Source organism: Aeromonas sp. R7-4, assembly GCF_040908055.1.
GTDB lineage: Bacteria > Pseudomonadota > Gammaproteobacteria > Enterobacterales > Aeromonadaceae > Aeromonas > Aeromonas sanarellii.
The window spans coordinates 100,674-126,070 of record NZ_JBFODA010000065.1; the positions used below are offsets into that span (position 1 = coordinate 100,674).

At 64.0% G+C, this 25,397-nt stretch carries 26 protein-coding genes; 17 read left to right on the forward strand and 9 right to left on the reverse strand.

The window, feature by feature from the left end; translation table 11 throughout:
- The first annotated feature begins 1 nt into the window (after position 1).
- The 3 genes from AB5Y72_RS18670 (at position 2) to AB5Y72_RS18680 (ending at position 3,880) form a co-directional block, all read left to right on the forward strand.
- On the forward strand, positions 2-1,165 hold the full coding sequence (locus AB5Y72_RS18670; RefSeq protein WP_042016220.1) for a phosphoglycerate kinase: 1,164 nt from the start codon (positions 2-4) through the stop codon (positions 1,163-1,165).
- Between the two features lie 115 nt (positions 1,166-1,280).
- Positions 1,281-2,360 carry a class II fructose-bisphosphate aldolase gene (fbaA, locus tag AB5Y72_RS18675; protein ID WP_042077238.1) on the forward strand — a complete coding sequence of 360 codons (1,080 nt, stop codon included), beginning with the start codon at positions 1,281-1,283 and terminating at the stop codon, positions 2,358-2,360.
- 218 nt (positions 2,361-2,578) lie between these two features.
- The gene (locus AB5Y72_RS18680) at positions 2,579-3,880 is read left to right on the forward strand and encodes an FAD-binding oxidoreductase (protein WP_219143516.1); all 1,302 of its coding nucleotides are present in this window, start codon (positions 2,579-2,581) and stop codon (positions 3,878-3,880) included.
- Between the two features lie 3 nt (positions 3,881-3,883).
- Here the strand turns inward: AB5Y72_RS18680 and AB5Y72_RS18685 are convergent, their stop codons facing one another.
- From AB5Y72_RS18685 to cutA, 3 genes are all read right to left on the reverse strand, one after another.
- Positions 3,884-4,309: a hypothetical protein gene (locus AB5Y72_RS18685; protein WP_219143517.1), complete on the reverse strand. Its 426-nt coding sequence runs from the start codon at positions 4,307-4,309 to the stop codon at positions 3,884-3,886.
- 127 nt (positions 4,310-4,436) lie between these two features.
- Positions 4,437-6,218, reverse strand: coding sequence for a protein-disulfide reductase DsbD (locus AB5Y72_RS18690; RefSeq protein WP_219143518.1), 1,782 nt, complete (start codon positions 6,216-6,218; stop codon positions 4,437-4,439).
- Positions 6,215-6,532, reverse strand: coding sequence for a divalent-cation tolerance protein CutA (gene cutA, locus AB5Y72_RS18695; RefSeq protein ID WP_216990991.1), 318 nt, complete (start codon positions 6,530-6,532; stop codon positions 6,215-6,217). Before cutA ends, AB5Y72_RS18690 begins: the two co-directional genes overlap by 4 nt.
- Positions 6,533-6,726: 194 nt before the next feature.
- Here cutA and AB5Y72_RS18700 point away from each other — a divergent pair, with 194 nt between their 5' ends.
- Positions 6,727-7,068 (forward strand): hypothetical protein, encoded by a 342-nt coding sequence (locus tag AB5Y72_RS18700; protein WP_042077229.1) that lies wholly within the window; start codon positions 6,727-6,729, stop codon positions 7,066-7,068.
- An 83-nt stretch (positions 7,069-7,151) separates the two neighbouring features.
- Here AB5Y72_RS18700 and AB5Y72_RS18705 read toward each other — a convergent pair whose 3' ends face one another.
- Complete coding sequence (locus tag AB5Y72_RS18705; protein ID WP_042077228.1) at positions 7,152-7,589, reverse strand: PACE efflux transporter; 438 nt, start codon at positions 7,587-7,589, stop codon at positions 7,152-7,154.
- A gap of 123 nt (positions 7,590-7,712) precedes the next feature.
- On the opposite strand from AB5Y72_RS18705, the gene AB5Y72_RS18710 reads away from it, so the two are divergent.
- Positions 7,713-8,594, forward strand: a complete 882-nt coding sequence (locus tag AB5Y72_RS18710) for a LysR family transcriptional regulator (protein ID WP_368199415.1) — start codon at positions 7,713-7,715, stop codon at positions 8,592-8,594.
- 3 nt (positions 8,595-8,597) lie between these two features.
- On the opposite strand, the gene ygfZ is transcribed toward AB5Y72_RS18710, so the two are convergent.
- The gene (ygfZ, locus tag AB5Y72_RS18715; protein ID WP_318162622.1) at positions 8,598-9,509 is read right to left on the reverse strand and encodes a tRNA-modifying protein YgfZ; all 912 of its coding nucleotides are present in this window, start codon (positions 9,507-9,509) and stop codon (positions 8,598-8,600) included.
- Positions 9,510-9,622: 113 nt separating this feature from the next.
- Here ygfZ and AB5Y72_RS18720 point away from each other — a divergent pair, with 113 nt between their 5' ends.
- Both AB5Y72_RS18720 and AB5Y72_RS18725 read left to right on the forward strand, forming a co-directional pair.
- Positions 9,623-9,892, forward strand: coding sequence for a succinate dehydrogenase assembly factor 2 (locus tag AB5Y72_RS18720; protein WP_042077223.1), 270 nt, complete (start codon positions 9,623-9,625; stop codon positions 9,890-9,892).
- A 61-nt stretch (positions 9,893-9,953) separates the two neighbouring features.
- Entirely contained in the window at positions 9,954-10,325 is a 372-nt protein-coding gene (locus tag AB5Y72_RS18725) for a protein YgfX (RefSeq protein ID WP_219144296.1), read from the forward strand.
- Between the two features lie 65 nt (positions 10,326-10,390).
- Here AB5Y72_RS18725 and nadB read toward each other — a convergent pair whose 3' ends face one another.
- Entirely contained in the window at positions 10,391-11,998 is a 1,608-nt protein-coding gene (nadB, locus tag AB5Y72_RS18730; RefSeq protein ID WP_219143522.1) for an L-aspartate oxidase, read from the reverse strand.
- Positions 11,999-12,180: 182 nt separating this feature from the next.
- Here nadB and rpoE point away from each other — a divergent pair, with 182 nt between their 5' ends.
- The 10 genes from rpoE (at position 12,181) to pdxJ (ending at position 20,986) form a co-directional block, all read left to right on the forward strand.
- On the forward strand, positions 12,181-12,762 hold the full coding sequence (rpoE, locus tag AB5Y72_RS18735; RefSeq protein ID WP_042077219.1) for an RNA polymerase sigma factor RpoE: 582 nt from the start codon (positions 12,181-12,183) through the stop codon (positions 12,760-12,762).
- Between the two features lie 22 nt (positions 12,763-12,784).
- Positions 12,785-13,372, forward strand: coding sequence for a sigma-E factor negative regulatory protein (locus AB5Y72_RS18740; RefSeq protein WP_042077217.1), 588 nt, complete (start codon positions 12,785-12,787; stop codon positions 13,370-13,372).
- 21 nt (positions 13,373-13,393) lie between these two features.
- Positions 13,394-14,374: a MucB/RseB C-terminal domain-containing protein gene (locus tag AB5Y72_RS18745; protein WP_325782886.1), complete on the forward strand. Its 981-nt coding sequence runs from the start codon at positions 13,394-13,396 to the stop codon at positions 14,372-14,374.
- 90 nt (positions 14,375-14,464) lie between these two features.
- On the forward strand, positions 14,465-14,926 hold the full coding sequence (locus AB5Y72_RS18750; protein WP_209794120.1) for a SoxR reducing system RseC family protein: 462 nt from the start codon (positions 14,465-14,467) through the stop codon (positions 14,924-14,926).
- 170 nt (positions 14,927-15,096) lie between these two features.
- Positions 15,097-16,890 (forward strand): translation elongation factor 4, encoded by a 1,794-nt coding sequence (lepA, locus tag AB5Y72_RS18755; protein WP_042077214.1) that lies wholly within the window; start codon positions 15,097-15,099, stop codon positions 16,888-16,890.
- Positions 16,891-16,893: 3 nt separating this feature from the next.
- A complete protein-coding gene (gene lepB / locus AB5Y72_RS18760) occupies positions 16,894-17,832 on the forward strand; it encodes a signal peptidase I (RefSeq protein WP_219143523.1) in 939 nt (312 codons plus the stop codon).
- Positions 17,833-18,504 carry a ribonuclease III gene (gene rnc / locus AB5Y72_RS18765; RefSeq protein ID WP_042077212.1) on the forward strand — a complete coding sequence of 224 codons (672 nt, stop codon included), beginning with the start codon at positions 17,833-17,835 and terminating at the stop codon, positions 18,502-18,504.
- A 58-nt stretch (positions 18,505-18,562) separates the two neighbouring features.
- On the forward strand, positions 18,563-19,468 hold the full coding sequence (gene era, locus AB5Y72_RS18770) for a GTPase Era (protein ID WP_209794061.1): 906 nt from the start codon (positions 18,563-18,565) through the stop codon (positions 19,466-19,468).
- Positions 19,469-20,176, forward strand: a complete 708-nt coding sequence (recO, locus tag AB5Y72_RS18775) for a DNA repair protein RecO (protein ID WP_318162624.1) — start codon at positions 19,469-19,471, stop codon at positions 20,174-20,176.
- A gap of 72 nt (positions 20,177-20,248) precedes the next feature.
- The gene (gene pdxJ, locus AB5Y72_RS18780; protein WP_042077208.1) at positions 20,249-20,986 is read left to right on the forward strand and encodes a pyridoxine 5'-phosphate synthase; all 738 of its coding nucleotides are present in this window, start codon (positions 20,249-20,251) and stop codon (positions 20,984-20,986) included.
- Positions 20,987-21,138: 152 nt separating this feature from the next.
- Here pdxJ and AB5Y72_RS18785 read toward each other — a convergent pair whose 3' ends face one another.
- From AB5Y72_RS18785 to barA, 3 genes are all read right to left on the reverse strand, one after another.
- The gene (locus AB5Y72_RS18785; RefSeq protein WP_368199418.1) at positions 21,139-22,035 is read right to left on the reverse strand and encodes an N-acetylmuramoyl-L-alanine amidase; all 897 of its coding nucleotides are present in this window, start codon (positions 22,033-22,035) and stop codon (positions 21,139-21,141) included.
- A gap of 32 nt (positions 22,036-22,067) precedes the next feature.
- Positions 22,068-22,553, reverse strand: coding sequence for a DUF1456 family protein (locus AB5Y72_RS18790; RefSeq protein WP_042077205.1), 486 nt, complete (start codon positions 22,551-22,553; stop codon positions 22,068-22,070).
- A 63-nt stretch (positions 22,554-22,616) separates the two neighbouring features.
- Positions 22,617-25,352 carry a two-component sensor histidine kinase BarA gene (barA, locus tag AB5Y72_RS18795; RefSeq protein WP_216990982.1) on the reverse strand — a complete coding sequence of 912 codons (2,736 nt, stop codon included), beginning with the start codon at positions 25,350-25,352 and terminating at the stop codon, positions 22,617-22,619.
- Positions 25,353-25,397 lie beyond the last annotated feature (45 nt).

Sequence of the window (25,397 nt, forward strand, 5' to 3'; positions counted from 1 at the left end):
TATGTCTGTTATCAAGATGACCGACCTGGATCTGGCGGGCAAACGCGTTCTGATCCGTGCTGACCTGAACGTGCCGGTAAAAGACGGCAAGGTCACTTCCGATGCACGTATCGTCGCTACCCTGCCGACCATCAAGCTGGCTCTGGAAAAGGGCGCCAAGCTGATGATCACCTCCCACCTGGGTCGTCCGACCGAGGGTGAATACAACGAAGAATTCTCCCTGGCTCCGGTCGTCAACTATCTGAAAGACGCTCTGTCCTGCCCGGTTCGCCTGGCCAAGGATTACCTGGATGGCGTAGACGTCGCCGCCGGTGAGCTGGTCGTGCTGGAAAACTGCCGCTTCAACAAGGGCGAGAAGAAGAACACCGAAGAGCTGGCCAAAAAATACGCCGCCCTGTGTGACGTCTTCGTCATGGATGCGTTCGGTACCGCTCACCGCGCCGAAGGTTCCACCTACGGTGTGGCCCAGTTCGCGCCGGTCGCCTGTGCTGGTCCCCTGCTGGCCGGTGAGCTGGAAGCCCTGGGCAAGGCCATGCTGAAGCCCGAGCGCCCCATGGTTGCCATCGTCGGCGGCTCCAAGGTCTCCACCAAGCTGACCGTGCTGGAGTCTCTCTCCAAGATCGCTGACCAGCTGGTCGTCGGTGGCGGCATCGCCAACACCTTCATCGCCGCTGCCGGTCACAACGTCGGCAAGTCCCTGTGCGAGCACGACCTGATCGACACCGCCAAGAAGCTGGCTGCCGAGACCAACATTCCGGTGACCACCGACGTGGTCGTGGGTGCCGAGTTCTCCGAGTCCACTCCGGCTACCATCAAGTCCGTGTCCGACGTGACCGACGGCGACATGATCTTCGACATCGGCCCGGATTCCGCCAAGGCCCTGGCCGACATCATCATGAACGCCAAGACCATCCTGTGGAACGGCCCGGTCGGCGTGTTCGAGTTCGACCAGTTCGCCAAGGGCACCGAGGTGATCGCGCGCGCCATCGCCGAATCCCCGGCCTTCTCCATCGCTGGTGGTGGTGACACCCTGGCTGCCATCGACAAGTTCGGCATCGCCGACAAGGTCTCCTACATCTCCACCGGCGGCGGCGCCTTCCTGGAGTTCGTGGAAGGCAAGGTACTGCCGGCCGTCGCGATTCTGGAAGAGCGCGCCAAAGCCTAATTGACCCGGGACGGGGGGCAAAAGCCTCCCGTTTCGTTTATCATGTGGCCGCTGTGCCGGTTCATGATGAACCCCCCACTTTTTATTAACGGCATACGAGACAGGACGATTAAACATGTCTAAGAAAATTTTCGACTTCGTAAAACCCGGCGTGATCACTGGTGATGACGTTCAGAAAGTGTTCGCCATCGCCAAGGAAAACGGCTTCGCTCTGCCGGCCGTCAACTGCGTCGGTACCGACTCCGTCAACGCCGTGCTGGAAGCTGCCGCCAAGGTGAAAGCCCCGGTCATCGTGCAGTTCTCCAACGGTGGTGCCGTGTTCACCGCCGGCAAGGGTCTGAAGCTGGAAGGCCAGAAAGCCGCCATCATCGGTGCCATCTCCGGTGCCAAGCACGTGCACGCCGTGGCCGAAGCCTACGGTGTTCCCGTGATCCTGCACACCGACCACGCCGCCAAGAAGCTGCTGCCATGGATCGACGGCCTGCTGGAAGCCGGTGAGAAGCACTTCGCCGAGACCGGCAAGCCGCTGTTCTCCTCCCACATGCTGGACCTGTCCGAAGAGTCTCTGGAAGAGAACATCGACATCTGCTGCGAGTACCTGACCCGCATGGCCAAGATGAACATGACTCTGGAGCTGGAACTGGGCTGCACCGGTGGCGAGGAAGACGGTGTGGACAACAGCCACATGGACCAGTCCGCCCTGTACACCCAGCCGGAAGACGTGGCCTACGCCTACGAGCGTCTGTCCAAGATCAGCCCGCGCTTCACCATCGCTGCCTCCTTCGGCAACGTGCACGGTGTCTACAAGCCGGGTAACGTCAAGCTGACCCCGTCCATCCTGGACGCCTCCCAGAAGTACGTCTCCGAGAAGTTCGGTATCCCGGCCAAGTCCCTGGACTTCGTGTTCCACGGTGGCTCAGGTTCCACCCTGGAAGAGATCCGCGAATCCATCTCCTACGGCGTGGTGAAGATGAACATCGACACCGACACCCAGTGGGCGACCTGGGAAGGTCTGCTGAACTTCTACAAGAAGAACGAAGCCTACCTGCAAGGCCAGCTGGGCAACCCGGAAGGCGCGGACAAGCCGAACAAGAAGTACTACGACCCGCGCGTATGGCTGCGTGAAGGTCAGACTTCCATGATCGCTCGTCTGGAGAAAGCCTTCTCCGATCTGAACGCCATCAACGTTCTGTAATTCGTTACAGTCCCGTGATTGCATGAAAAGGCGCCCCCGCGGGGCGCCTTTTGCATGAAGGCGGATCACGACGGTGGCCCGCTCGCGACAGGGTGTCCTTCGGGACACCTTTTGCGTTTCTGTGATCCCGGCAGGCTGGATTGCCAGCCAGGGGCTGGGTATTATCGATGACACCCGTTTAATTTAGTAAACGAATGCAACCAGGCAGGATGCTGAGCATGCAGACAGGAAGACAGGGATATCAGGAACACGTGGCCTCCTATTACGCGGCCACCCGCAACGACCATCGGCAGTGGCCCGAGCTCAGCGGTGAGCTGGATGCGGACGTCTGCATCATAGGTGGCGGCTTCACCGGCCTCAACACCGCCATCAACCTGGCCGAGGCGGGCTACAAGGTGGTGCTGCTGGAGGCCAATCGCATCGGCTGGGGCGCCTCGGGGCGCAACGGCGGCCAGCTCATTCGCGGTATCGGCCACGACACCAGCCAGTTTGCCCGCTGGATCGGCGAAGACGGGGTACGCGAGCTGGATCTGATGGGGCTGGAGGCGGTGCAACTGGTGCGCGAGCGGGTCGAGCGCTTCAACATCGACTGCGATCTCACCTGGGGATACTGCGACCTCGCCACCAAGGCGCGCCACCTGAAGGGATTCGAGGAGGACGCCGAACATCTGGCGAGCCTGGGCTACCGGCACGAGCTGAAGATGGTCCCCAGGGAGGAGATCCACACAGTGGTGGGGTCGGATCGCTACATCGGCGGCATGATCGACATGGGATCAGGCCACCTGCACCCCCTCAACCTGGCCCTCGGCGAGGCGCGGGCCGCCCAGAGCCTGGGGGTGGCCCTGTTCGAGCAGTCCAGGGTCACCCATATCGACCACGGCGATCGGGTGCGGGTCACCACGGCCCACGGTCGGGTCAGCGCCGACTACCTGGTGATCGGCTGCAACGCCTATCTAGGCGACCTCCAGCCCGTGCTCGGGGGCAAGGTGCTGCCGGCGGGCTCCTACATCCTCGCCACCCAGGTACTGGAGAAGCGGCTGCGCCAGCGGCTGTTGCCGCAGAACATGGCGGTGTGCGATCAGAACGTGGCGCTCGACTACTATCGGTTGTCGGCCGACGGTCGCCTGCTGTTTGGCGGGGCCTGCAACTACTCGGGCCGTGACCCCCGCGATATCAAGGCCTTTATGCTGCCCAAGCTGCTGCGGGTCTTCCCGGAGCTCGCGGACACCGCCATCGAGTTCCAGTGGGGAGGCATGATAGGGATAGGGGCCAACCGGTTGCCCCAGATCGGTCGCCTGACCGATCACCCCAACGTCTTCTATGCCCAGGCCTATTCGGGCCACGGGCTCAACGCCACCCACATGGCGGGCAAGCTGGTGGCGGAGGCAATACGGGGCGAGAGCAGGGGTTTCGATCTGTTCAGCCGGGTACCCCACATGACTTTCCCCGGCGGGCCGGCGCTGCGCTCCCCGCTGCTGGCGCTCGGGATGCTGTGGTACCGGCTGAAGGATCTGCTGTAGGCCTTACCCCTGCTGCGCGGGGTCGGGCTCGGCGAGGCGCCAGCCCTGCTCCGTCTTCATCATCCAGACCTGGGTCTCCTGCGCCAGCACCTGGCCTGCCTCGAAGTCGCCATATTTGCGCTCCAGCTCCATCAGCCCCATCTCCTGCTGGAAGGGGCCTACCCTGTCATAGACCAGATCCTCATCGTGCAGCACCTGCAACTGATCCAGTCCCTGCTTGAAGTGGAGCCGGTAGCTCACCCTGACGAGATAGACCCCCTCCATCCGCTCCTCCTTGCCGAGCACGGCGAAGTCGCTGATGTCGAACAGGCTGGCATCGGCGTCGGCCTGCAGCCTGGCGGCCACCTGGTTCTGGATGGCCTCTTCACCGGGCCCCCCGTAGCAGCCGTATAGCCAGCAGGCCAGCAATGGGATGAACCACTTTTTCATCAAAACTCCGGACGATGCGAGACGGGAAAGGGCAAATTCTGCCATGGCGCTGGTCATATACAAGGGATGGTCATGAAAATCAGCGATCAAGGGGTCTGACCCGCACCGTTGTGCGGGCCAGCCCGCTTCAGCGCAACCTGTCCAGCTGGCCCAGGAACTCGGCGGGCCCCATAAAGCCGGTGATCCTCTGCCCCGTGAGCTCCTTGCCCTCGCTGTCGAAGAAGATCAGGGTCGGCAGCCCCAGCACGTTGAGGCCGTTGAGCAGCTCGACGTCGGCGTCGTCGTTGGCGGTGACGTCCGCCTGCAGCAGCACCATCTCCTTGAAGCGGGCCCGCACTTCGGGGTCGCTGAAGGTCTTGTGTTCGAACTCCTTGCAGGCCACGCACCAGTCGGCGTAGAGGTCGAGCAGCACCGGCTTGCCGCGGGCGTCGGCGAGCCGGGCCTCGAGATCGCCCCGGGTCTTGATGCGGATGAACTGCGGCGCCTGGGTCTCGGCGCTGGCCTGGACGCCGGGGGCGGGCAGCAGCAGATCCTTGCCCACCACCACCAGACTCATCATGGCCAGCAGCAGGGCGAAGCCGGCCAGGCTCCTGCCGACCGAGTGAACGCGGTGCTGGTTGTGGTGGTGGAGGTAGGCGCACAGCGCCAGCCCCCAGGCGAGCCAGGCGAGAGTGGTGATCTGATCGCTCCAGAGCCTGGAGAGCAGCAGGACGGGGACCGCCAGCAGCGCAAAGCCGAAGAGTTGCTTGATCACGTCCATCCAGGCGCCGGCCTTGGGCAGCAGCCTGCCCCCCGAGGTGCCGAGCAGCAGCAGGGGCAGCCCCATGCCCAGCGACAGCGCATAGAGGGCCGCCCCACCGAGCCAGAGGTCGCCACTCTGGGCCACGTAGATGAGGGCCCCCGAGAGCGGCGCCGTGGTGCAGGGGGAGCAGACCAGCCCCGAGATCATGCCCATGATGGCGACCCCGGCCACGGATCCCCCCTGCTGGCGGTTGGAGAGGCCGGACAGCCGGGTTTGCAGGCTGCTCGGCAGTTGCAGGGTGTAGAGGCCGAACATGGAGAGGGCCAGCAGCACGAACATGACGGAGAGGCTGATCAGCACATAGGGGTGCTGCAGGGCCGCCTGGAATTGCAGGCCCGCCGAGGCCACCACCAGTCCGAGCAGGGTGTAGGTGATCGCCATCCCCTGTACATAGGCAAGGGAGAGCAGGAAGGCGCGGCGGGTGGAGAGGCGCTGGCCCGCGCCCGCGATGATCCCGGTCAGGATGGGATACATGGGGAAGACGCAGGGGGTGAAGGCGAGCCCCAGCCCCAGGGCGAAGAAGGCGGCGACGCTGAGCCAGAAGCCCTGGCTGCCGAGGGCGGCCGCCAGCCTGTCCTGCTGGCTGCCCGGGGCATCGGCGCCCTGGACGCTGGCAGCAGGTCCCGCATCTGCGGAGGCGGCCAGAGGCTGCACGGCGATCCGCTTGTCGGTCGGTGGGTAGCAGAGGCCCTCGGTGCAGCCCTGATAGCTCAGGGTGAGGCTGGCCCCCTGACCCGCCTCGGTCAGGGTGACGGGGATGGTCAGCGTCTGGTAGAAGACCCGGCTCTTGCCGAAGAAGTCGTCCTCGTGCTCGGTGCCCGGGGGCAGGACGGGTTCGTCGAAGGCGAGGTTCTCTCCCTTGACGCGGATGCTGTGGCGATAGAGGTAGTAGTCGTCGGCGATGCGCAGGGTGAGCGTGAGCCGGTCGCCCTGCTGCTCGCTCTCGAGGACGAAGGCCTCGTCCACCTTGAGGAATCTGGGCTGGGCACCGGTCTCGATGCCGAGGCTGCTCAGCAGATCCTGGCTGCCGACCTGGGCGGATGCCGGCGGGGTGCACAGCAGTCCCAGCAGGAATAGCAGAGGCGTCAACAGGCGAAAAGGGGTCATGAGGTCTCCTCCCTCAACCAGTCGAGATAGGGTTGATGACCCTGGCTCGCAGGCAGCGCCAGGATCTCCGGCACCTCGTAGGGGTGATGGGCCAGGATGCACTGGCGAAGGGGTTCGAACAGCTCGGCCCGGCTCTTGATGATGAGCTGGATCTCCCGCGCTCGCTCAATCTTCCCCTGCCAGCGGTAGACGGAGGTGAGCCCGGGCAGCTGGCTGATGCAGGCGGCGAGGCGCTGGTCGAGCAGCCGCTCGCAGAGGCGGTCGGCACTGGCCTCGTCGGGGCAGGTGCAGAGCACCAGGATGGCGTCGGTCATGGTGAAATATCTCGTCCGATCGGAGCGGTTCGGCGTCCGCAAATCAGGGGTTACTATAACCTAGCGACGGGCCAAATAGCATCTTGCCTGCCTTGCGGGGGCGACATGAAAATAAGTGGGGGCCCTGAGATGGACGCTCCCTGAGGGACAGGGCAGAATGAGCGGGCTTGTTCCCACTCTACGTAAGGAAATGTATGACCCAACAGAATGAGCAGCAGAGAAACCGCATGTTGAGCCTGTTGCGTGAAGGCGAGCGCCGCATGCTGGTGCAACTGGCCGGTCTGCTGCGTACCAGTGTCGATGAAATCAATGCGGAGCTGGAGAAAGAGGAGTTGTTGTCTGCGTTGGAGCAACCCATCACGGTGGAGTATCTCAACGGCGTGGTGCAGCATCATCTGTTCGAGCGTCTGCACAAGGGGGACATGGTGGCGGCCCAGCGCATGCTGAGCCAGTACCAGAGCGACCTCGAGGCCATGCTGAACCAGGAGGCGAAGCAGGACGAGGAATCCCCGCAAGAGGCCAGGGCGCAGGCCTGATCCCGGCACGCCGCCCTGCCTCCAGCACCATCATGCCTTTCGCATGATGGTGCCTCGTGGTTATTCACACCTCTTTTCGCCCTTCACCCCAGCGCACCTGGCTGGCGCACCATGGGGATGGGGAATACCTTGTCATAGCTCCAGTTGTAGACGAAGGCATAGACCAGGTAGAAGAGCACGAAGCCCAGATCCAGCACCAGCGCCTCCAGCAGGCCGATGTCGAGCCACCAAGACATGACCGGCAGGGCAACGACCAGCAGACCCCCCTCGAACCCCAGGGTATGCAGCACCCGCTGCCACAACGCCTTGTGGGTATGGCCCTGACAGCGCAGCAGCAGCTTGTCCACCCCGAGGTTGTAGACATAGTTCCAGACGGTGGCGACCACCGAGAAGAACAGGGCCAGCGGGCCCATGTGGTCCAGGCCGACACCGGTTACCCAGCTCGCCAGCGGGGCGGCGATCAGCAGGCCAATCAATTCGAAGCCGATGGCGTGGCGCAGGCGGTCACGGGTCGTACGCATGATCAGTCTCTCTTTCTTAATGGGAACGGTGGCCAACTTATCGCGAATTGGCGATAGATACACGTTGGTATCTATCGCTAAAATAGATGGATATGGCGCCACCACCGAGCGCTGGAGCAGACCATGACCCCCTCACTGGAACAATTCAGAACCCTGCTGGCCGCCGCCGAGACGGGCTCCTTCTCGGCGGCGGCGCGGCGGCTCGGCAAAGCCCAGTCGGTGGTGAGCAGCGCCATCGCCAACCTGGAGATCGATCTCGGCCTCGAGCTGTTCGATCGCAGCGGCCGCTATCCGGTGCTGACGGAGGTGGGGGCCCGCATCAGCCAGGAGGCCGGCGTCCTGCTGGCCCAGAGCGAACGGCTGCAGGCCATCGCCGGCGAACTGGCCAGCGGCATCGAGTCGCGCCTCACCCTGGCCATCGACCATGACTCCCACCTGCCCTGGCTCGGCTCCCTGTTGGAGGAGTTTGCCAGCCGCTACCCCAGGGTGGAGCTGGAGCTGCTGTTCCCGCTGATGGAGGACGTGACCGAGCTGCTCAAGAGCGGCCGGGCCCAGCTCGGCATCAGCTACCAGAAGGCGCACCCCGAACGGGATCTGGTCTCCCGTTCCCTCGGGGCCGTGACCATGCCGCTGGTTGTCTCCCCGGATCACCCCCTGGCCCGCAAGACACCGCTGCACGAGAGCGACCTGCAGGGGGCCCGCCAGTTGATGGTGACGGGACGGCGTGAGGGGACGGAGCGCCATCGCTTCCGCCTCTCGGCGCAAGTGTGGTGGGTCGAGGGGGATCTCGGCGTGCTGGAGCTGGTCAAGCTGGGGCTGGGGTGGGCGGCGGTGCCCGAGTTTTTGCTGCATCGGCCGCTGGCGCGGGGGGAGCTGGTGGTGCTCAAGCCGGACTTCACCGCCCAGGCCGAGCTGGAGCTGGAGCTGCAGTGGTATCGCGCCCGCCCGCTCGGGCAGGCGGGGCGTTGGCTGAAAGAGGCCCTGCTGGCGCGGGTGCCTCGCTAGACGTCAGTCGGCAAGCGGGTAGGGGAGGGGCTGCAGTGTCAGGCTGGAACCTTCCTCCTGTTTGAGGCGGAAGCGGGCGTCGGCCTCGGTGTCTTTCGGCAGCACGGCGGTGAGCCACACCTGACCCTGCTGCTGCCAGGCGTTGAGCACCAGACCGCTGCGGCGCCAGTTGTCACCGAGCTGGATCTCCAGGGCATCGCCGCTGGCAACCGGGCCGCCGACGCTGCCCGCCAGCACGAAGAGGGCGCGGTTGTTGGCGCCGCGATACTTGGCGCGGGCCACCGTCTCCTGCCCCATGTAGCAGCCCTTGGTGAAGCTGATGCCCTCCAGAGCCTGCAGATTCAGCATCTGGGGAATGTACTCCCCCTGATGGACCGCCTCCAGATGGGGGAGACCGGCCTTGATCTCCAGCCCCCACCAGAGCGCTTCGTCGCCGACCGGCAGCTTCAGGGCCAGGGGCGATTCGCTCGCCAGCAGCCAGCGATCCGCCTCCACCCGCACCGCCATGCCGCCGTCGACCAGGCCGGTTTCCCGAAGGCCGTATTGCGCCGAGATCCAGGCATCCGTGCCCTGGCCGGCCAGCCCGACCACTTCGCCCTGGAACTCGCCGATCTCGACCTTGGCGAACACCGCAAACTTCTTGAGTTCCGGCAACTGGCGTGCCAGTACCGAGGGTTTGGTCAGCATCAGCAGGCTCTCTTCCAGACAGAGCAGGTGAAAATCGCTCCACAGCTTGCCCTTGGGATCGCAGTGGCCGCCGAGGCTGCTCTGGCCTGGCAGCAGGGCGTTGACGTCACAGGTGACCTGGCCCTGCAGATACTTGGCGCGATCCGGGCCCGTGAAGCGGGTGACGGCCAGATCGGTCAGGGAGAACAGGGTCGGCTCGGCAGGAAGAAGAGGGGTCGGCAGGCTCACGATGGGATTCCAGAGACAGAAAGTATGTGACCTGCATGGTAAAGACGTAAGGAATGTTTGTCAGCCGGAAAATCCAGCTGCTACCATTCCCGGGTCTTTGTAAGGAGAGTTCCATGTTGACCCCAAGTGAGAAGTCCCGCCTGAAGTGGGCCTGCCGCCGCGGCATGCTCGAGCTGGATGTGATCTTTATGCCCTTCTTTGAGCACGAGTTCGACGGCCTCGGCGAGGCCGAGCAGCAGACCTTCATCCGCCTGCTGGAGTGCGAGGATCCCGAGCTGTTCCGCTGGTGCATGGGGCACGGCGTGCCGGACGATGCCGCCTTTGCCGCCATGATCCCCCTCATCCTCGAGCGCAACCAGGCCCGCCACGATCGCCTGCGCTGAGCCTGGTTCCCGACCCGCGGCCTGACCCATGGCCAGCCCGGTTCCCCCGATGCGGGTGGTGATGCCCGTCACCGCCTCCCGCCGGCAGCGCCTGCTGCTGTGCACCTTGTTTCTGTTGCTGCTCTGGCCCACGGCCCGCCTGATCCAGGGCTGGCAGTGGGGGCTGTTTCTTCCCTGCTGGGGGCTGGGCCTCTGGCTCGCGGTACGCCGGGTTGTGGCGGGCGAGCCCCTCGTCTGGGATGGGGAGTGGCTGACGTGGCAAGGGGCGCGCCATCGGGTGGATCCCGGCAGCCGCATCCTGCCAGGGGTGCTCTGGTTGAGGCTGTCGCCTGAGCGGGGGCCGGTCCGTCACCTCTGGCTCTGCTCCGATGCGCTGGCGCCCGAGCACTACCGTACCCTGGCCCGCGCCATCCATCTCGCCGCTCCTCGTTGAGCTCCTACCCTGGCACCCAATGAATGACCCCGCCGAAGCGGGGTCATGGAGGAAAAGCCTGGAGGTCAGTCCCGCTCCGGTGTCAGCACCGTCGGCTTGGGATTGGGCTGCATGTCCGGATAGTCCAGGTTGTAGTGCAGACCCCGGGACTCCTTGCGCTGCAGGGCGCAGTTGACGATCAGCTCGGCCACCTGCAACAGGTTGCGCAGCTCCAGCAGGTTGTTGGAGACGCGGAAGTTCGCGTAGTACTCCTGCACCTCCTGCTTGAGCAGGTCGATGCGACGCTTGGCCCGGGCCAGGCGCTTGTTGGTACGCACTATGCCCACGTAGTCCCACATCATCAGCCGCAGCTCGTGCCAGTTGTGCTGGATCACCACCTGCTCGTCGGAGTCGTCCACCTGGCTCTCGTCCCAGGCCGGCAGGCTGGGGGGGGCCACGCTGGTGGGAAGCTTGGCCAGGATGTCGGCCCCCGCCTGGTGGGCATAGACCACGCATTCGAGCAGGGAGTTGGAAGCCATGCGATTGGCGCCGTGCAGCCCGGTGTAGGTCACCTCGCCGATGGCGTAGAGACCCGGGATGTCGGTCTGGCCGTTGTTGTCGATCATCACGCCGCCACAGGTGTAGTGCGCCGCCGGGACTATGGGCATGGCCTCCCTGGTGATGTCGATACCGACCGCGAGGCAGCGCTCGTGGATGGTCGGGAAATGCTTGATGATGAAGTCCGCCGGCTTGTGGCTGATGTCCAAATACATGCAGTCGGCGCCCAGGCGCTTCATCTCGTGGTCGATGGCACGGGCGACTATGTCGCGGGGCGCCAGCTCCGCTCGGGGATCAAAATCCGGCATAAAGCGGCTGCCGTCGGGGCGGCGCAGATAGGCGCCCTCGCCGCGCAGGGCCTCGGTCAGCAGGAAGTTGGGGTCATCCGGGTGGAACAGGCTGGTGGGGTGGAACTGGTTGAACTCCAGGTTCGCCACCCGGCAGCCGGCGCGCCATGCCATGGCGATGCCGTCACCCGAGCTCACGTCCGGGTTGGAGGTGTACTGGTACACCTTGGAGGCGCCGCCGGTGGCCAGCGCCACGAAGCGGGCGCGGATCACCTCGACCTGCTCGACGTTGCGATTCCAGACATAGGCGCCCAGCACCTTGTTGCCCGGCAGCCCCAGCTTGCGGGTGGTGATGAGGTCGACCGCGTTGAAGCGCTCCATCAGCTGGATGTTGGGATGAGCGCGCACCTGATCGATCAGGGTGAGCTGCACCGCCTTGCCGGTGGCATCGGCCGCGTGGAAGATGCGGCGATGGCTGTGGCCCCCTTCCCGGGTCAGGTGGTAGTGGGACTCCCCCTCGGCATCCTCCTCCTGATCGAAGGGCACTCCCTGCTGGATCAGCCACTGGATGGAGTCGCGGGCATTGCGGGCGGTGAACTCCACCACCGCCGGGTCGCACAACCCGGCTCCGGCGTTGAGCGTGTCGCTCACGTGGGATTCGATGCTGTCGGTCTCGTCGAACACGGCAGCGATGCCTCCTTGCGCATAGAGAGTGGCCCCCTCACTGATGGGCCCCTTGCTCAGAACCAGGACTTTGGCCTGGTCTGCCAATCGCAACGCGAGGGACAGACCGGCGGCACCGCTGCCAATGATCAGTACGTCGCAAAGGTATTCAACACTTGCTTTCATAAGTATCATTGGCCTGGATTAAGAACTGGCCCCATGGTAGCCCAAGGGGGGGCTGTGGTGCAGCCCGCATCACATTTTTTTCAATGCAAGCGAACTTTCTCTGATTCCTCCTGTCTGAACTTGTGCGCTTAGAAGGGGCCGGAAAAGAAGAACGATAACCTGATGGGGGTTTTACGGCTCTGATGAGCGACCAGAATCTACTGGACGAACAGCTGGTTGAACGGGTCCAGCGTGGCGATAAGAATGCATTCAACCTGTTGGTACGCAAATACCAGCACAAGGTGGTCAACTTGGTGGCCAGGTATGTCAACAATCCGGGCGATGTACCGGATGTGGCGCAAGAGGCCTTCATCAAGGCTTATCGTGCGCTGCCGACATTCCGTGGCGAGAGCGCGTTTTACACCTGGTTGTACCGGATCGCCGTCAACACGGCCAAAAATTACCTGACGTCACAGGGGCGCAGACCGCCCAGCAGTGATGTCGAAGCGGATGAGGCTGAATACTATGGTGGTGGTGAAGCCCTGCAAGAGGTGGCCACCCCGGAAAACCTGGCGCTGACCGACGAGATCAAGCGCACCGTGTTTACCGCCATAGAAGCCCTGCCCGAAGATTTGAGAACGGCGATCACCCTTCGCGAAATGGAAGGGCTGAGCTACGAGGAGATTGCGGAGATCATGGATTGCCCTGTGGGTACGGTGAGATCCCGCATCTTCCGGGCGAGGGAAGCAATCGATAAAAGGTTGCAACCTCTGATCGAGCATTAACTGGGGAAAGACAGGCAAACTTATGGCAAATAAAGAGCAACTTTCAGCCCTGATGGATGGTGACCTCAGCGAGATAGAGGTTCTGAAAGAGCTGGGAACGGATCCCGCTCTGCAAGATACCTGGGCGCGTTACCATCTGATCGGTGATGCCATGCGGGGAGACCTGCCGGTCAATCTGCAACTGGATCTCAGCGACAGCATCATGCTGGCGCTGGAAGACGAACCGGCCATATTGGCGCCCAAGCCGGCCCAGCCCGCCGCACCTGCGGTGAAGACGGCTGGCAAGGTGGTGCCCCTGGTTCGCCGGTTCGGTCAGCAAATGGGACAGTATGCCATTGCCGCCTCCGTGGCTGCCGCCGTCATCTTCGGGGTGCAGCAGTATCAGGGCCAGGATGGTGTCCCCAGCAACCCGGTGCTCAACACCATTCCGGTCGGCGGTAGCGCAGCCCCGGTGAGCGTGCACTACCCCCAGGACGGCAGCCGGGCCGGCGTGCGTCAGCAAGGCTTGAGCGAGCAGCAGATGCAGGAACAGCGCGAGCGGATCAATGCCTTCCTGCGCGACCATCAATTGCAACAACGTCTGCTGCAAGACAAGCAGATTCAGGAATAACGCATTTTTAGGGATCAGATCGTGCGCCAGTCCAGCCTCATTCTGCTGGCCTCTCTCCTGTTGACTTGTGCCAAGGCCTCGGCCGACGATCTGTCGGCCGAGGCCTTGTTGCAGCAGATGCAGAGTGCCGTTTCGCAACAGAACTTCGAATTGTCCATGGTCAAGGCCCGGCAGGGTCGGCTCGAGCCCATCCGTTTCAGCCACGGCGTGATCGATGGCAAGGAGGTGGCCCACCTCAGCTATCTCGATGGCAAGGCGGTGGAGTACCTGCAGCGCCAGAACGAGTACACCTTCTTCGAGAACACCCACGAGCCCTACACCCTCAAGGGGGCTCGTTTCCCCGGGGTCTGGTCGAGCCTGGTGAAGATGCCGCTGCCCCGGGTGCTGGAGAGCTATGACCCCGTGCTGGCCGGACGCAGCCGGGTGGCGGGTCTGGTGGCCCAGGTCGTCAGGCTGGTGCCCAAGGAGGCAGACAAGTACGGTTTCGTGCTCTGGATCGACGAACAGAGCCATCTGCTGCTTAGGGTGGACATGGTGGATCGGGAAGGCAACCTGGTGGAGCAGGTGCTGGGAGTGGATCTGGACAAGCAGTCTGCCCCGGCACCCTGGCTGGTGACCCTGGCCAAGAGCCAGCTGCCCGAGGCGCTGGCGCTGGAAGATGCCTATCCCACGCCCCAGCAGACCCTCAACTGGCACCTGACCTGGCTGCCGGATGGGTTCAAGGTGCTCTCCCAGGACAGGCACCAGCTGGTCAGTACCAGCCTGCCGGTGGATTACATGATGCTCTCGGACGGTCTGGTGGATCTCTCCGTCTACGTCGCCCGGGTCGACCCCAAGCAGGCGGTGCGCCAGCAACTGATCCGTCAGGGCGCCACCTCGCTGGTGAGCTATGTCAACGAGGTCGGCGTGGAGATCACAGTGGTCGGCGAGGTGCCTGCCGAGACCGCCAAACGCATCGCCGAGTCGGTGCAGCCCCTGACCCGCAACGAGGTGGTGCAGTGAGGCGTGAGTGCGACACTTGCCGAACCCGGGCTGGCGTGCTGAGATCGGGTAAACCCATTGCCACCCGTCTGGAGTCACCTGGTGAGTAACATGAGCGAAGAGCTGGCGACCGTGGTCGCCATCGAGGGGCCCTATGCCTGGGTGGAGTGCGAGCGCCGCTCCGCCTGCAGCGGTTGCCATCAGCAGTCCAGCTGCGGCACCGGGACCGTCGCCAAGGCTTTTCCCATGAAGGCGCAGCGATTGCGGGTCGCCCTCACCGGCGAAGTGGCTGTGGGCCAGCAGATCCGTCTCGGCATCCCCCAGGCCAGCATCCTGCGCGGGGCCGCCCTGGTCTACGTGCTGCCACTCTTTTGTTTGCTGCTCGGCGCCCTGATCGGCCAGCTCTGGCTGGCACCGCTCTTGTCGGCGGGGGAAGGGGTCACCATCCTCAGCTGCCTGCTGGGCGGCACAGTCGGATTTTTACTGGTTCGTTACTTTTCCGACCGGCTCGAGCAGGGGGAATATGGCCCCCGCATGCTCGGCGTGGTGCTCAAGACCCGCCATCTCTCCTGAGGGGCGGGATCCTCTGCTGGCGCTGGCGCCGCCACCTTGGTGCCGGAAGCCCGCCAGACAAGGCGCTATTTCTGGTGCCCGCCGACTAAAGATTGGCCGTCGACCGGGTTATCCAGTAAAATCCTGCCCTCATATCCGACCCTAACTTAATTTTGAGTGATTCTTGCTCGATGAAACACATTCGTAACTTTTCGATTATTGCGCACATCGACCACGGTAAGTCGACCCTGTCGGACCGTCTGATCCAGACTTGCGGCGGCCTGTCCGACCGCGAGATGCAGGCCCAGGTGCTGGACTCCATGGATCTGGAGCGCGAGCGCGGCATTACCATCAAGGCACAGAGTGTGACCCTGAACTACCAGGCACAAGACGGTAACACCTATCAGCTGAACTTTATCGACACCCCGGGCCACGTGGATTTCTCCTACGAGGTTTCTCGCTCCCTGGCTGCCTGTGAAGGGGCTCTGCTGGTGGTGGATGCCGGTCAGGGGGTTGAGGCACAGACTCTGGCCAACTGCTACACCGCCATGGAAATGGATCTGGAAGTGGTGCCGGTGCTGAACAAGATCGACCTGCCGGCCGCCGAGCCCGAGCGGGTGGCCGAGGAGATCGAGGATATCGTCGGCATCGACGCGATCGACGCGGTGCGCTGCTCCGCCAAGACGGGCCTGGGGGTGGACCTGGTACTCGAAGAGATCGTCGCCCGTATCCCGGCCCCGGAGGGGGACCCCGATGCGCCGTTGCAGGCGCTGATCATCGACTCCTGGTTCGACTCCTACCTGGGGGTCGTGTCGCTCGTACGGATCAAGAACGGTTCCCTCAAGAAGAACGACAAGATCAAGGTGATGAGCACCGGCCAGACCTGGGGTGTGGATCGCATCGGCATTTTCACGCCCAAGCAGGTGGATACCGACGGCCTGGGCTGTGGCGAGGTGGGTTGGGTGGTCTGCGGCATCAAGGACATCCATGGCGCCCCGGTGGGCGATACCCTGACCCTGGCCAAGCACGGCGCCGACAAGCCGCTGGCGGGCTTCAAGAAGGTCAAGCCTCAGGTCTACGCTGGCCTGTTCCCCATCTCCAGCGATGACTATGAAGCGTTCCGCGATGCGCTGGAGAAGCTCTCCCTCAACGACGCCTCCCTGTTCTACGAGCCGGAGAGCTCCACCGCCCTGGGCTTCGGCTTCCGCTGCGGCTTCCTCGGCATGCTGCACATGGAGATCATCCAGGAGCGTCTGGAGCGTGAGTACGATCTGGATCTGATCACCACGGCGCCGACCGTGGTCTACGAGATAGAGCAGACCGACGGCACCACCATCCACATCGACAGCCCGGCCCAGATGCCCGCCATCAACAGCATCAAGGAGATGCGCGAGCCCATCGCCGAGTGTCACATCCTGCTGCCGCAGGAGTACATGGGCAACGTCATCACCCTGTGCATCGAGAAGCGCGGCGTGCAGACCAACATGGTCTACCACGGCAACCAGGTGGCGCTGACCTACGAGATCCCCATGGCGGAAGTGGTGCTCGACTTCTTCGACCGCCTGAAGTCCACCAGCCGCGGCTATGCCTCCCTGGACTACGGCTTCAAGCGCTTCGAGACTTCCGACATGGTGCGTCTCGACATCATGATCAACGGCGAGCGGGTCGACGCCCTGGCCATCATCACCCACAAGGAGAACGCCCAGTATCGCGGTCGCCAGGTGGTGGAGAAGATGCGCGAGCTGATCCCGCGCCAGATGTTCGACATCGCCATCCAGGCCGCCATCGGCAACCAGATCATCGCCCGCAGCACGGTCAAGGCCCTGCGCAAGGACGTGACCGCCAAGTGCTACGGTGGCGACGTGAGCCGTAAGAAGAAGCTGCTGAACAAGCAGAAAGAAGGCAAGAAGCGGATGAAGTCCCTCGGCCGTGTCGACGTGCCGCAGGAAGCCTTCCTCGCGATCCTCCATGTCGGAAAGGACTAATCGATGGCAAGCACCTTTTCCCTGATCCTCGTCGTCGTCACCGTACTGACCGGCATCATCTGGACCGTCGACAAGCTGGTCTGGGCCAAGCAGCGGGCGGCCAAGATCGCGGCCGCCCGTGCCAGCGCCGGCCCGGGCGTGGACGAGAAGACCCTGGCCAAGGTGGCCCCCATGCCGGTCTGGATCGAACAGACCGGCGGGGTCTTTCCTGTCATCGCCCTGGTGCTGATCCTGCGCTCCTTCATCTTCGAGCCGTTCCAGATCCCGTCCGGCTCCATGATGCCCACCCTGCTGGTGGGCGACTTCATCCTGGTGGAGAAGTTCGCCTACGGTCTCAAGGACCCGGTGACCAACACCAAGTTCCTCGAGACCGGCGAGCCCAAGCGCGGCGACGTGGTGGTGTTCAAGTATCCGCTGGATACCCGGGTGGACTACATCAAGCGGGTGGTCGGCATGCCGGGAGATAGGGTCATCTACCGCAACAAGGAGCTGATGATCCGGCCGCGCTGTGTGGAAGAGAGCCGCGATGAACAGGCAGGGAAAACCTGCCCGGGCTTCGAGAAGCTGGACGTCAAGTTCGAGCAGCGTGGCGAATTCAGCCAGATGGGGATCCCGCTGGATCGCTACACCGAGCAGCTGGGCGAGGTTTCTCACGAGACCCTTCGCAACCCGCTTATGCCGGACCTGGTGGATCGCTACTATCGCCAGCCCGGTACCTACCCGGATGAGTGGGTGGTGCCGGAAGGCCACTACTTCGTGATGGGCGACAACCGCGACAACAGCACCGACAGCCGTTTCTGGGGCTTCGTGCCCGAGCAGAACCTGGTGGGCAAGGCCGTCGCCATCTGGATCAGTTTCGAATTCGAGCGCGAGGAAGGCTCCAGCTTGCCGAGCTGGGTGCCGACCGGTGTGCGCTTCAACCGCATTGGCGGAATCAAGTAAATGAATATCAAGATGAACAGACTGCAGTCCCGTCTCGGGCATGTCTTTCAGGAACCTGAGCTGCTGACCCGGGCACTGACCCATCGCAGCGCCGGCTCCCGCCACAACGAGCGCCTGGAATTCCTGGGAGACTCCATCCTGAGCCTGGTGATTGCCGACGATCTCTTCCACCGCTTCCCGCAGGCGGCGGAGGGGGATCTCAGCCGGATGCGCGCCACCCTGGTGCGCGAGAAGACGCTGGCCGAACTGGGCCGGGAGTTCGACCTCGGGGATCACCTGATCCTGGGGCCGGGCGAGCTCAAGAGCGGCGGTTTTCGCCGCGAGTCGATCCTGGCCGACACGGTCGAGGCGGTGATCGGCGCCATCTATCTGGATACGGACCTGGAACGGGTGCGCAGCCTCCTGCTCGGCTGGTACGCCAGCCGCCTGGAGGAGATCAAGCCCGGCATCGAGCAGAAGGATCCCAAGACCCGGTTGCAGGAGATCCTGCAGGGCAGCCGCAAATCCCTGCCGACCTACACGGTGACCAACGTCAAGGGCGAAGCCCACAACCAGGAGTTCACCGTCCAGTGCGAAGTGGATGGTCTGGATGGTCCCCTGGTCGGGGTCGGCACCAGCCGCCGCAAGGCCGAACAGGCCGCCGCGCAGCAAGCATTGGAAAGGCTGTCATGACTGCTATGAATGCAAGAGGCCGCGGTCTTTCGACACAACCAGCATTGGAAAGATTGTCATGACGGATACAGATAGCACCTACTGCGGCTTTGTTGCCATCGTCGGCCGCCCCAACGTGGGCAAGTCCACCCTGCTGAACAAGCTGCTCGGTCAGAAGGTCAGTATCACCTCGAAGAAGCCCCAGACCACCCGTCACCGGATCCTGGGGATCGACACCGAGGAGAACTACCAGACCATCTACGTGGACACCCCGGGTCTGCACATCGAGGAGAAGCGGGCCATCAACCGCCTGATGAACCGCGCCGCCACCAGTTCCCTGGGGGACGTGGCCATGGTGGTGTTCGTGGTGGACGGCACCCACTGGACCAAGGACGACGAGATGGTGCTGGGCAAGTTGCGCCACCTCAAGTGCCCCGTGGTGCTGGCGGTCAACAAGATCGACAACGTCAAGGAAAAGGAAGACCTGCTGCCCCACCTGGAGTGGCTGGGCCAGCAGATGGCCTTCTCCCACATCCTGCCCATCAGCGCCGAGAAGGGCACCAACGTGGAGAAGATCCGCGAGTGGGCCAAGGATCTGCTGCCGGAGAACGTGCACTTCTTCCCGGAAGACTACGTGACCGACCGCTCCTCCCGCTTCATGGCCTCCGAGATCATCCGCGAGAAGCTGATGCGCTTCACCGGTGAGGAGCTGCCCTACTCGGTGACGGTGGAGATCGAACGCTTCAAGGTCGAGGAGAACGGCCTCTACCATATCCATGGCCTGATCCTGGTGGAGCGCGACGGCCAGAAGAAGATGGTCATCGGCAACAAGGGCGAGAAGATCAAGACCATAGGCACCGAGGCGCGCCTCGACATGGAGCGACTGTTCCAGAACAAGGTGCACCTGGAGCTCTGGGTCAAGGTCAAGTCCGGCTGGGCCGACGACGAGCGCGCCCTGCGCAGCCTCGGGTATGGTGATGACTGATTGCTGACCCCGGCTTTCGTCATCCACAGTCGGCCCTATCGGGAGACCAGCCAGCTGGTCGAGGTCTTCACCCAGGATAGCGGCCGATTCACCCTGGTGGCTCGCGGTTCCCGCGGGCCACGCTCCTCTCTGAAGGGGCTGTTGCAGCCCTTCACCCTGCTCACCATCGCCTGGCGCGGCAAAGGGGATCTCAAGAACCTCACCCAGGTGGAGTGCCCGGATCACTCCCTGCGTCTCGGCGGCGATCGCCTCTTCTACGGCCTCTATCTCAACGAGCTGGTCTACTACCTGCTGGAAGCGCATACCCCCTTCCCCGAGGTGTTCGACGCCTATGCCCGCGCCATTATGGCCCTGGCGGATGGCGAGACCCCGGAGCTGCCGCTGCGCCGCTTCGAGTTTCTGCTGCTGCAGGCGCTGGGTTATGCGGTGGACTTTGAATATGCCGCCGACGATGAGTCGCCGATCCAGCCCGAACTGCTGTACGGCTTCGAGCGGGAGCTCGGCTTTGTCGCTTGCGAGCGGGCGCCGGATCCCCGTACCCTGTTCCTCGGCGCCCACCTGCTGGCCTTCGCCGAGGGGCGTTTCGACACGCCCCCCCTGTTGCAGGCGGCCAAGCGATTCAGCCGGCTGGCACTGCAGCCCTATCTGGGAAAGCGGCAGTTGAAGAGCCGGGAGCTGTTTTTAAAACGCAGAGCCACGCAAGGCTGACATACGGATATCGAGGCTGGCGCCAGGGCGGCAGCCGCACAGTTAACAGAAGTATTTTCAAGGAGTTAAGCAATGAGCGAGATCTACCTGGGCGTGAACATCGACCATATCGCCACCCTGCGCAATGCCCGCGGCACCCAGTACCCGGATCCGGTGCAGGCCGCCTTCGTGGCCGAGCAGGCCGGGGCCGATGGCATCACTGTGCACCTGCGGGAAGATCGCCGCCACATCACAGACCGGGACGTGGAGATCCTGCGCCAGACCATCCAGACCAGGATGAACCTGGAGATGGCGGTGACCGAGGAGATGATAGGTATCGCCTGCCGCATCAAGCCCCACTTCGTCTGCCTGGTGCCGGAGAAGCGTACCGAGGTGACCACCGAGGGGGGCCTGGACGTGGCCGGCCAGCTGGACAAGGTGACCGATGCGGTGACCCGCCTCGCCGCCGTCGGTGCCCAGGTGTCGCTCTTCATCGATGCCGACCCCATCCAGATCGACGCGGCTGCGGAGAGCGGCGCCCCCTTCATCGAGATCCACACCGGCCGCTACGCCGATGCCACCACGGATGCCGAGCGTAACGCCGAGTTCAAGCGCATCGCCGCCGGGGCCTCCTATGCTGCCGGCAAGGGGCTAAAGGTCAATGCCGGCCACGGCCTGCACTACCACAACGTCAAGGCCATCGCCGCCATCCCCGAGCTCTATGAGCTCAACATCGGCCACGCCATCATAGGTCGCGCCGCCTTCGACGGCCTGGCCAAGGCGGTCAGCGACATGCGCCTGCTGATGCAGGAAGCCCGTCAGGGGATCTGACTTCAGCCCTGTTGCCGATGACAACCAACGAGGGACGCCGTGGCGTCCCTCGTCGTCTTTGGTGTGCAGGGGGCAGTCCGGCCCTGCTAGGTCGCTCAGGAGAGGGGTTGGTACCCAGCATCCCCATATCTGCGAAGACCGCAGGCCCTTGCCTATTGCTCGGGGAAGTAGCGCTCCAGCAACGCCATCAGGATGGCCTGGCACTCGGCATCCGACTCTCCGGTGATCAGGGCCGGGCGGAAATGGAGCTGGAAGGCGCGCATCGCGGCGCGGCTCTGCTCGTCCCACTCGCCGCTCGGCGCTATGCCATAGCCGTAGCGGGCCAACTGCTGCTGCCATTGCAGGGCATCCCAGGCGGGGAGTGGCGTCTGGCGCAGCTCGGCCACCCTGGCCTCGTCGGGCCAGGCGCCGACCCCGTACTCCAGGGCTAGCGTGCGCCAGGGGAAGTGGGGACCGGGATCCTGCTTGCGCTCGGGGGCGACGTCGCTGTGGGCCAGCACCTGGGTCGGCGGTATGTCGTAACGCCGGACCAGTTCACGGGCCAGGGCGCCGACGGCGGCGATCTGGGCCGGGGTATAGGGCTGCCAGCGTCTCAGGTGGGCGGGCAGGGCCGCTTCTGTCTCGTCATACCCGAGATTCACTATCTCTATGCCCAGGGAGCTGGCGTTGAGCCCCGCATACTGATGCCAGCGGCTGCGACCGGCATGCCAGGCGCGCTGGCTGTCGGGCACCAGCTGGTAGACGGGCAGCGGACTCTGATCGGTATCGCGCGGCACCAGATAGTGGGCGCTCACCTTGTGCTCGGGTTCGGTCAGGAGGCGCAGGGAGCGGGTGTCGTCCTCATCCGTGTAGTGCAGGATCAGGAAGGCGATGCGGCCATTCTGGCTGGCGCTGGCATGCCGGGTATCGAGGCGGTAGGGGGCGGGCTGGCAGGCGCCGAGCAGCAGGATGAGGGGGAGTGACCAGAGCCAGCGCAGGCCGGCAGGGGGCCGGCACGCCCCGCCGCCTGCCGGTTGACGGGGGGGCAACGGCCTGCCGCGCCGGCTCATGGCTCAGCCTCGCGCCTTGCCAGGGGCGGTGATCACGGCTCGGACCTGTACTTGGCGGTCAGGCCGATGAGGAAGTTGCGCAGGATCTGATCCCCGCAATCCTGATAGTGCTTGTGATCCCTGGCGCGGAACAGGGCGCTCAGCTCGGACTTGGAGAGGTTGAAGTTCGCGAGCTTGAGGGTGCCCAGCATGTCCTCTTCCTTGTAGTTGAGGCCGATGCGCAGCTTGCGCAGGATCAGGTTGTTGTTGATCCGGTTCGGGATCACCTGGGGCGGCGCATCCTCCCGCACGCCGCGGCGCAGGGCGATGAAGCCGTCGAGAAACTGGCTCAGGGCCGAGTCCGGGCAGGCGGCGAAGCCCGCTTCCTGTGCCTCGCCCTCTTCCGCCTCCTTCATCAGCCAGCCGTGGAGCTGGGCGTGGGTGATGGCCAGATTGCCCTTGGCGAAGATCTCGACCATCTGGTCGTTGCTGATGCTGAGGGCATAGCGCAGGCGGCGCAGAATATCGTTGTTGGTCATGTTGACTCCTGTGGAAACGGCGCGATGTTACCACCTGCCGGCGTCGCAGTCAGAAAAAGCGCCTCAGTCGGCCAGGGCCAGGTAAGGGGGGGCCTCCCGCCTCACCTGCTCCAGGGCATCCTGCAGCTCCAGCAACTCGGGTTCGAGATCGCTCACGGCCACCCCGTCCCGCAGCTGCTGCTCGAGCTGGGAGAGCAGGCGTTGCAGGCCGGGGACTCCGGAGTAGGCGCAGCCGCCGTTGAGGCGGTGGAGCTGGGCCAGCACCTCGGCGTCGTCGGCCGTCCCTTCCAGGGCTGCCTCAAGCAGGGGCTCCACTTCGTCGAAACTGGCCAGCAGCATGGTCAGCATCTCCTTGGCCAGCGCCTGCTTGCCGGCGGCCTGGCGCACGGCGAGGTCCCAGTCTATCTGTCTATCCCCGTGATTCTGGTGGCGCCGGTGGGCGAAGTCGGTGATGAGCTGCGCCAGCATCCCCTCGTCGATGGGCTTGGCCAGGTAGTCATCCATCCCCTGGCGGATCAACCGCTCCCGCTCGCCCGGGATGGCGTGGGCGGTCACCGCGACGATGGGGGTCTCGGTGTTGAGGGAGTGATGGCGGATCGCCTGGGTGGCGCTGATGCCGTCCATGACGGGCATCTGGATATCCATGAAGATGATGTCGAACGGCTGGCTCTGGGCCAGGTTGACCGCCTCCTTGCCGTTCTTGCACACCACCACCTCGGTCACCATCTCCTTGAGCATGGCGGCGATGAGCTTGAGGTTGGCGGCGTTGTCATCCACCGCCAGCACCTTGACGGCCTGCACCTTGATCTCCTGCCCGGTGCGCTGCGACGGTGCGGGCAGCGGCGTGCTCCTGGCCGCCTCGGGGGAGAGCAGGGCGTGCAGCAGCTTGCGATGGTTGATGGGCTTGGAGAGGCAGTGGACGGCACCATGGGCCAGCATGGCGTCATAGAGCGACGGCTCGTGGCTGCTGAGCATCACTATGGTGTTCTGCTGGCCGTCCAGGCCGTCGAGGCGGGCAATCACCTGCTGCGGGCTGTGCAGGGTGCTGCTGCCGATGAGCACCATGTCCTGGCTGCTCATCTGGGGCCACTCCTCGTCCACCGTCAGGGAGTGCACGTCCAGCTGCCACTCGGCCAGCAGGGCGAGCAGGGAGGCGTGGGTGAAGGGATCCGGCTCCAGCAGCCAGACCCGCTTGCCGAGGATGCGATCCAGCGGAAGCCGCTCGGTCTGAGGCAGGGGGGAGACATCCAGCTCCAGGTTGAAGGAGAAGACGGAACCCTTGCCAAGCTCGGATTCGAACCGGATCTGCCCCCCCATCTGCTGCACCAGCTTCTGGGTGATGACGAGCCCGAGGCCGGTGCCCCCATAACGGCGCGAGATCGACGAGTCGGCCTGGTTGAAGGCCTGGAACAGCTGGCGCTGCTGCTCTTCCGAGATGCCGATGCCGGTATCGCGAATGAGCACCCGCAAGCGCACCTTGTTGCCGCTCGATTCGCCGGTCTGCTCGACACGCACGTCCACGTTGCCGCGCTCGGTGAACTTGATGGCGTTGCCGGTGAGGTTGGTGAGCACCTGCTGCAGGCGCATGGGGTCGCCGGTGAGGTAGTCCGGCACGGCGGCATCCACCTGCAGGGAGAGCTCGAGCTGCTTGTCGTGGGCGCTGGGGCCCAGCAGGTGCATGGTCTCGTTGAGGGTGTCCCGCAGGCTGAAGGGGATATGCTCCAGTTGCAGCTTGCCCGCCTCCAGCTTGGAGAAGTCGAGGATGTCGTTGATGATGCCGAGCAGGTTGCGCGCCGACTTCTCTATGGTCTGCATGTAGTCGGTCTGGCTCGGGGTCAGGCTGGTCTTGAGCAGCTGGCGGGTGAAGCCGATGACACCGTTCAAGGGCGTGCGCAGCTCGTGGGACATGTTGGCGAGGAACTCGGACTTGACCCTGGCCGCCTCCTGGGCGCGCTTCTTCGCCATGTCGAGCTCGACGTTCTGGATCTCGATCTGTTCCAGCGTCTCGCGCAGATCCGAGGTGGCCTGATCGATGTTCTGCTGCATCTCCTCGTGGTATTCAGAGAGCGCCTTCGCCATGGCGTTGATGCCGTTTTTCAGCATGTCCAGCTCGCCGGTGAGTTGTCCGCTGACCCGGGTGTCGAGCCGCCCCTCCCGGATTCGGTGCACCGCCTGCACCATGTCGGTGATGGGCTGGGTCACGCTCTTGACCAGACGAAAGCCGAACAGGGTGCTGATGGCCAGACCGATGAGCACGATGACCACGGCGAAGAAGGCGTCGCGATACTGCAGGACGATGGCCCTGTCCGTGGCGAGCTGCATGGAGATGTAGCCGATGACGGGCGGCTCCAGATCGCTTGGCAGCGGGAAGCCGTCCAGGCTGGTCTCGGCCTGGATGGGGGTGCGCAAGATGATGTCATCGCCATTGAAGGAGACGCTGGTCAGGGCCGGGATGACGCTGCCGTCCGGCAGGCGCAACTGGCTGAAGTCCCGGTGGTAATTGGAGGTGACGAAGAGCTGGTTGTCCTGGGTGAAGACGGCGATGGACTTGATGAAGGGCGAGTTCTTGCGATGGGTGAGCCCGATCAACCGCTTGAGGGACTCGCGGCTGTGCTGGGTCATTCCGTATTCGCTGGCGATGGCCAGCGGCTCTATGATGTTGATGCCCTGATCGATCAGGTTGTTTTCCAGCTGATGGTAGCGATGGAAGGTAAAGTAACCGGCGATCAGGCCGCCGATGATCAGGGTCGGCAAGATGGTAAAGGCCAGCACACGGGCTCTGAGGCCATACTTGGTCATGCTGGCAAACCGGCGGCAAGGGGGAACAAGGTCATCGCCCCGGGG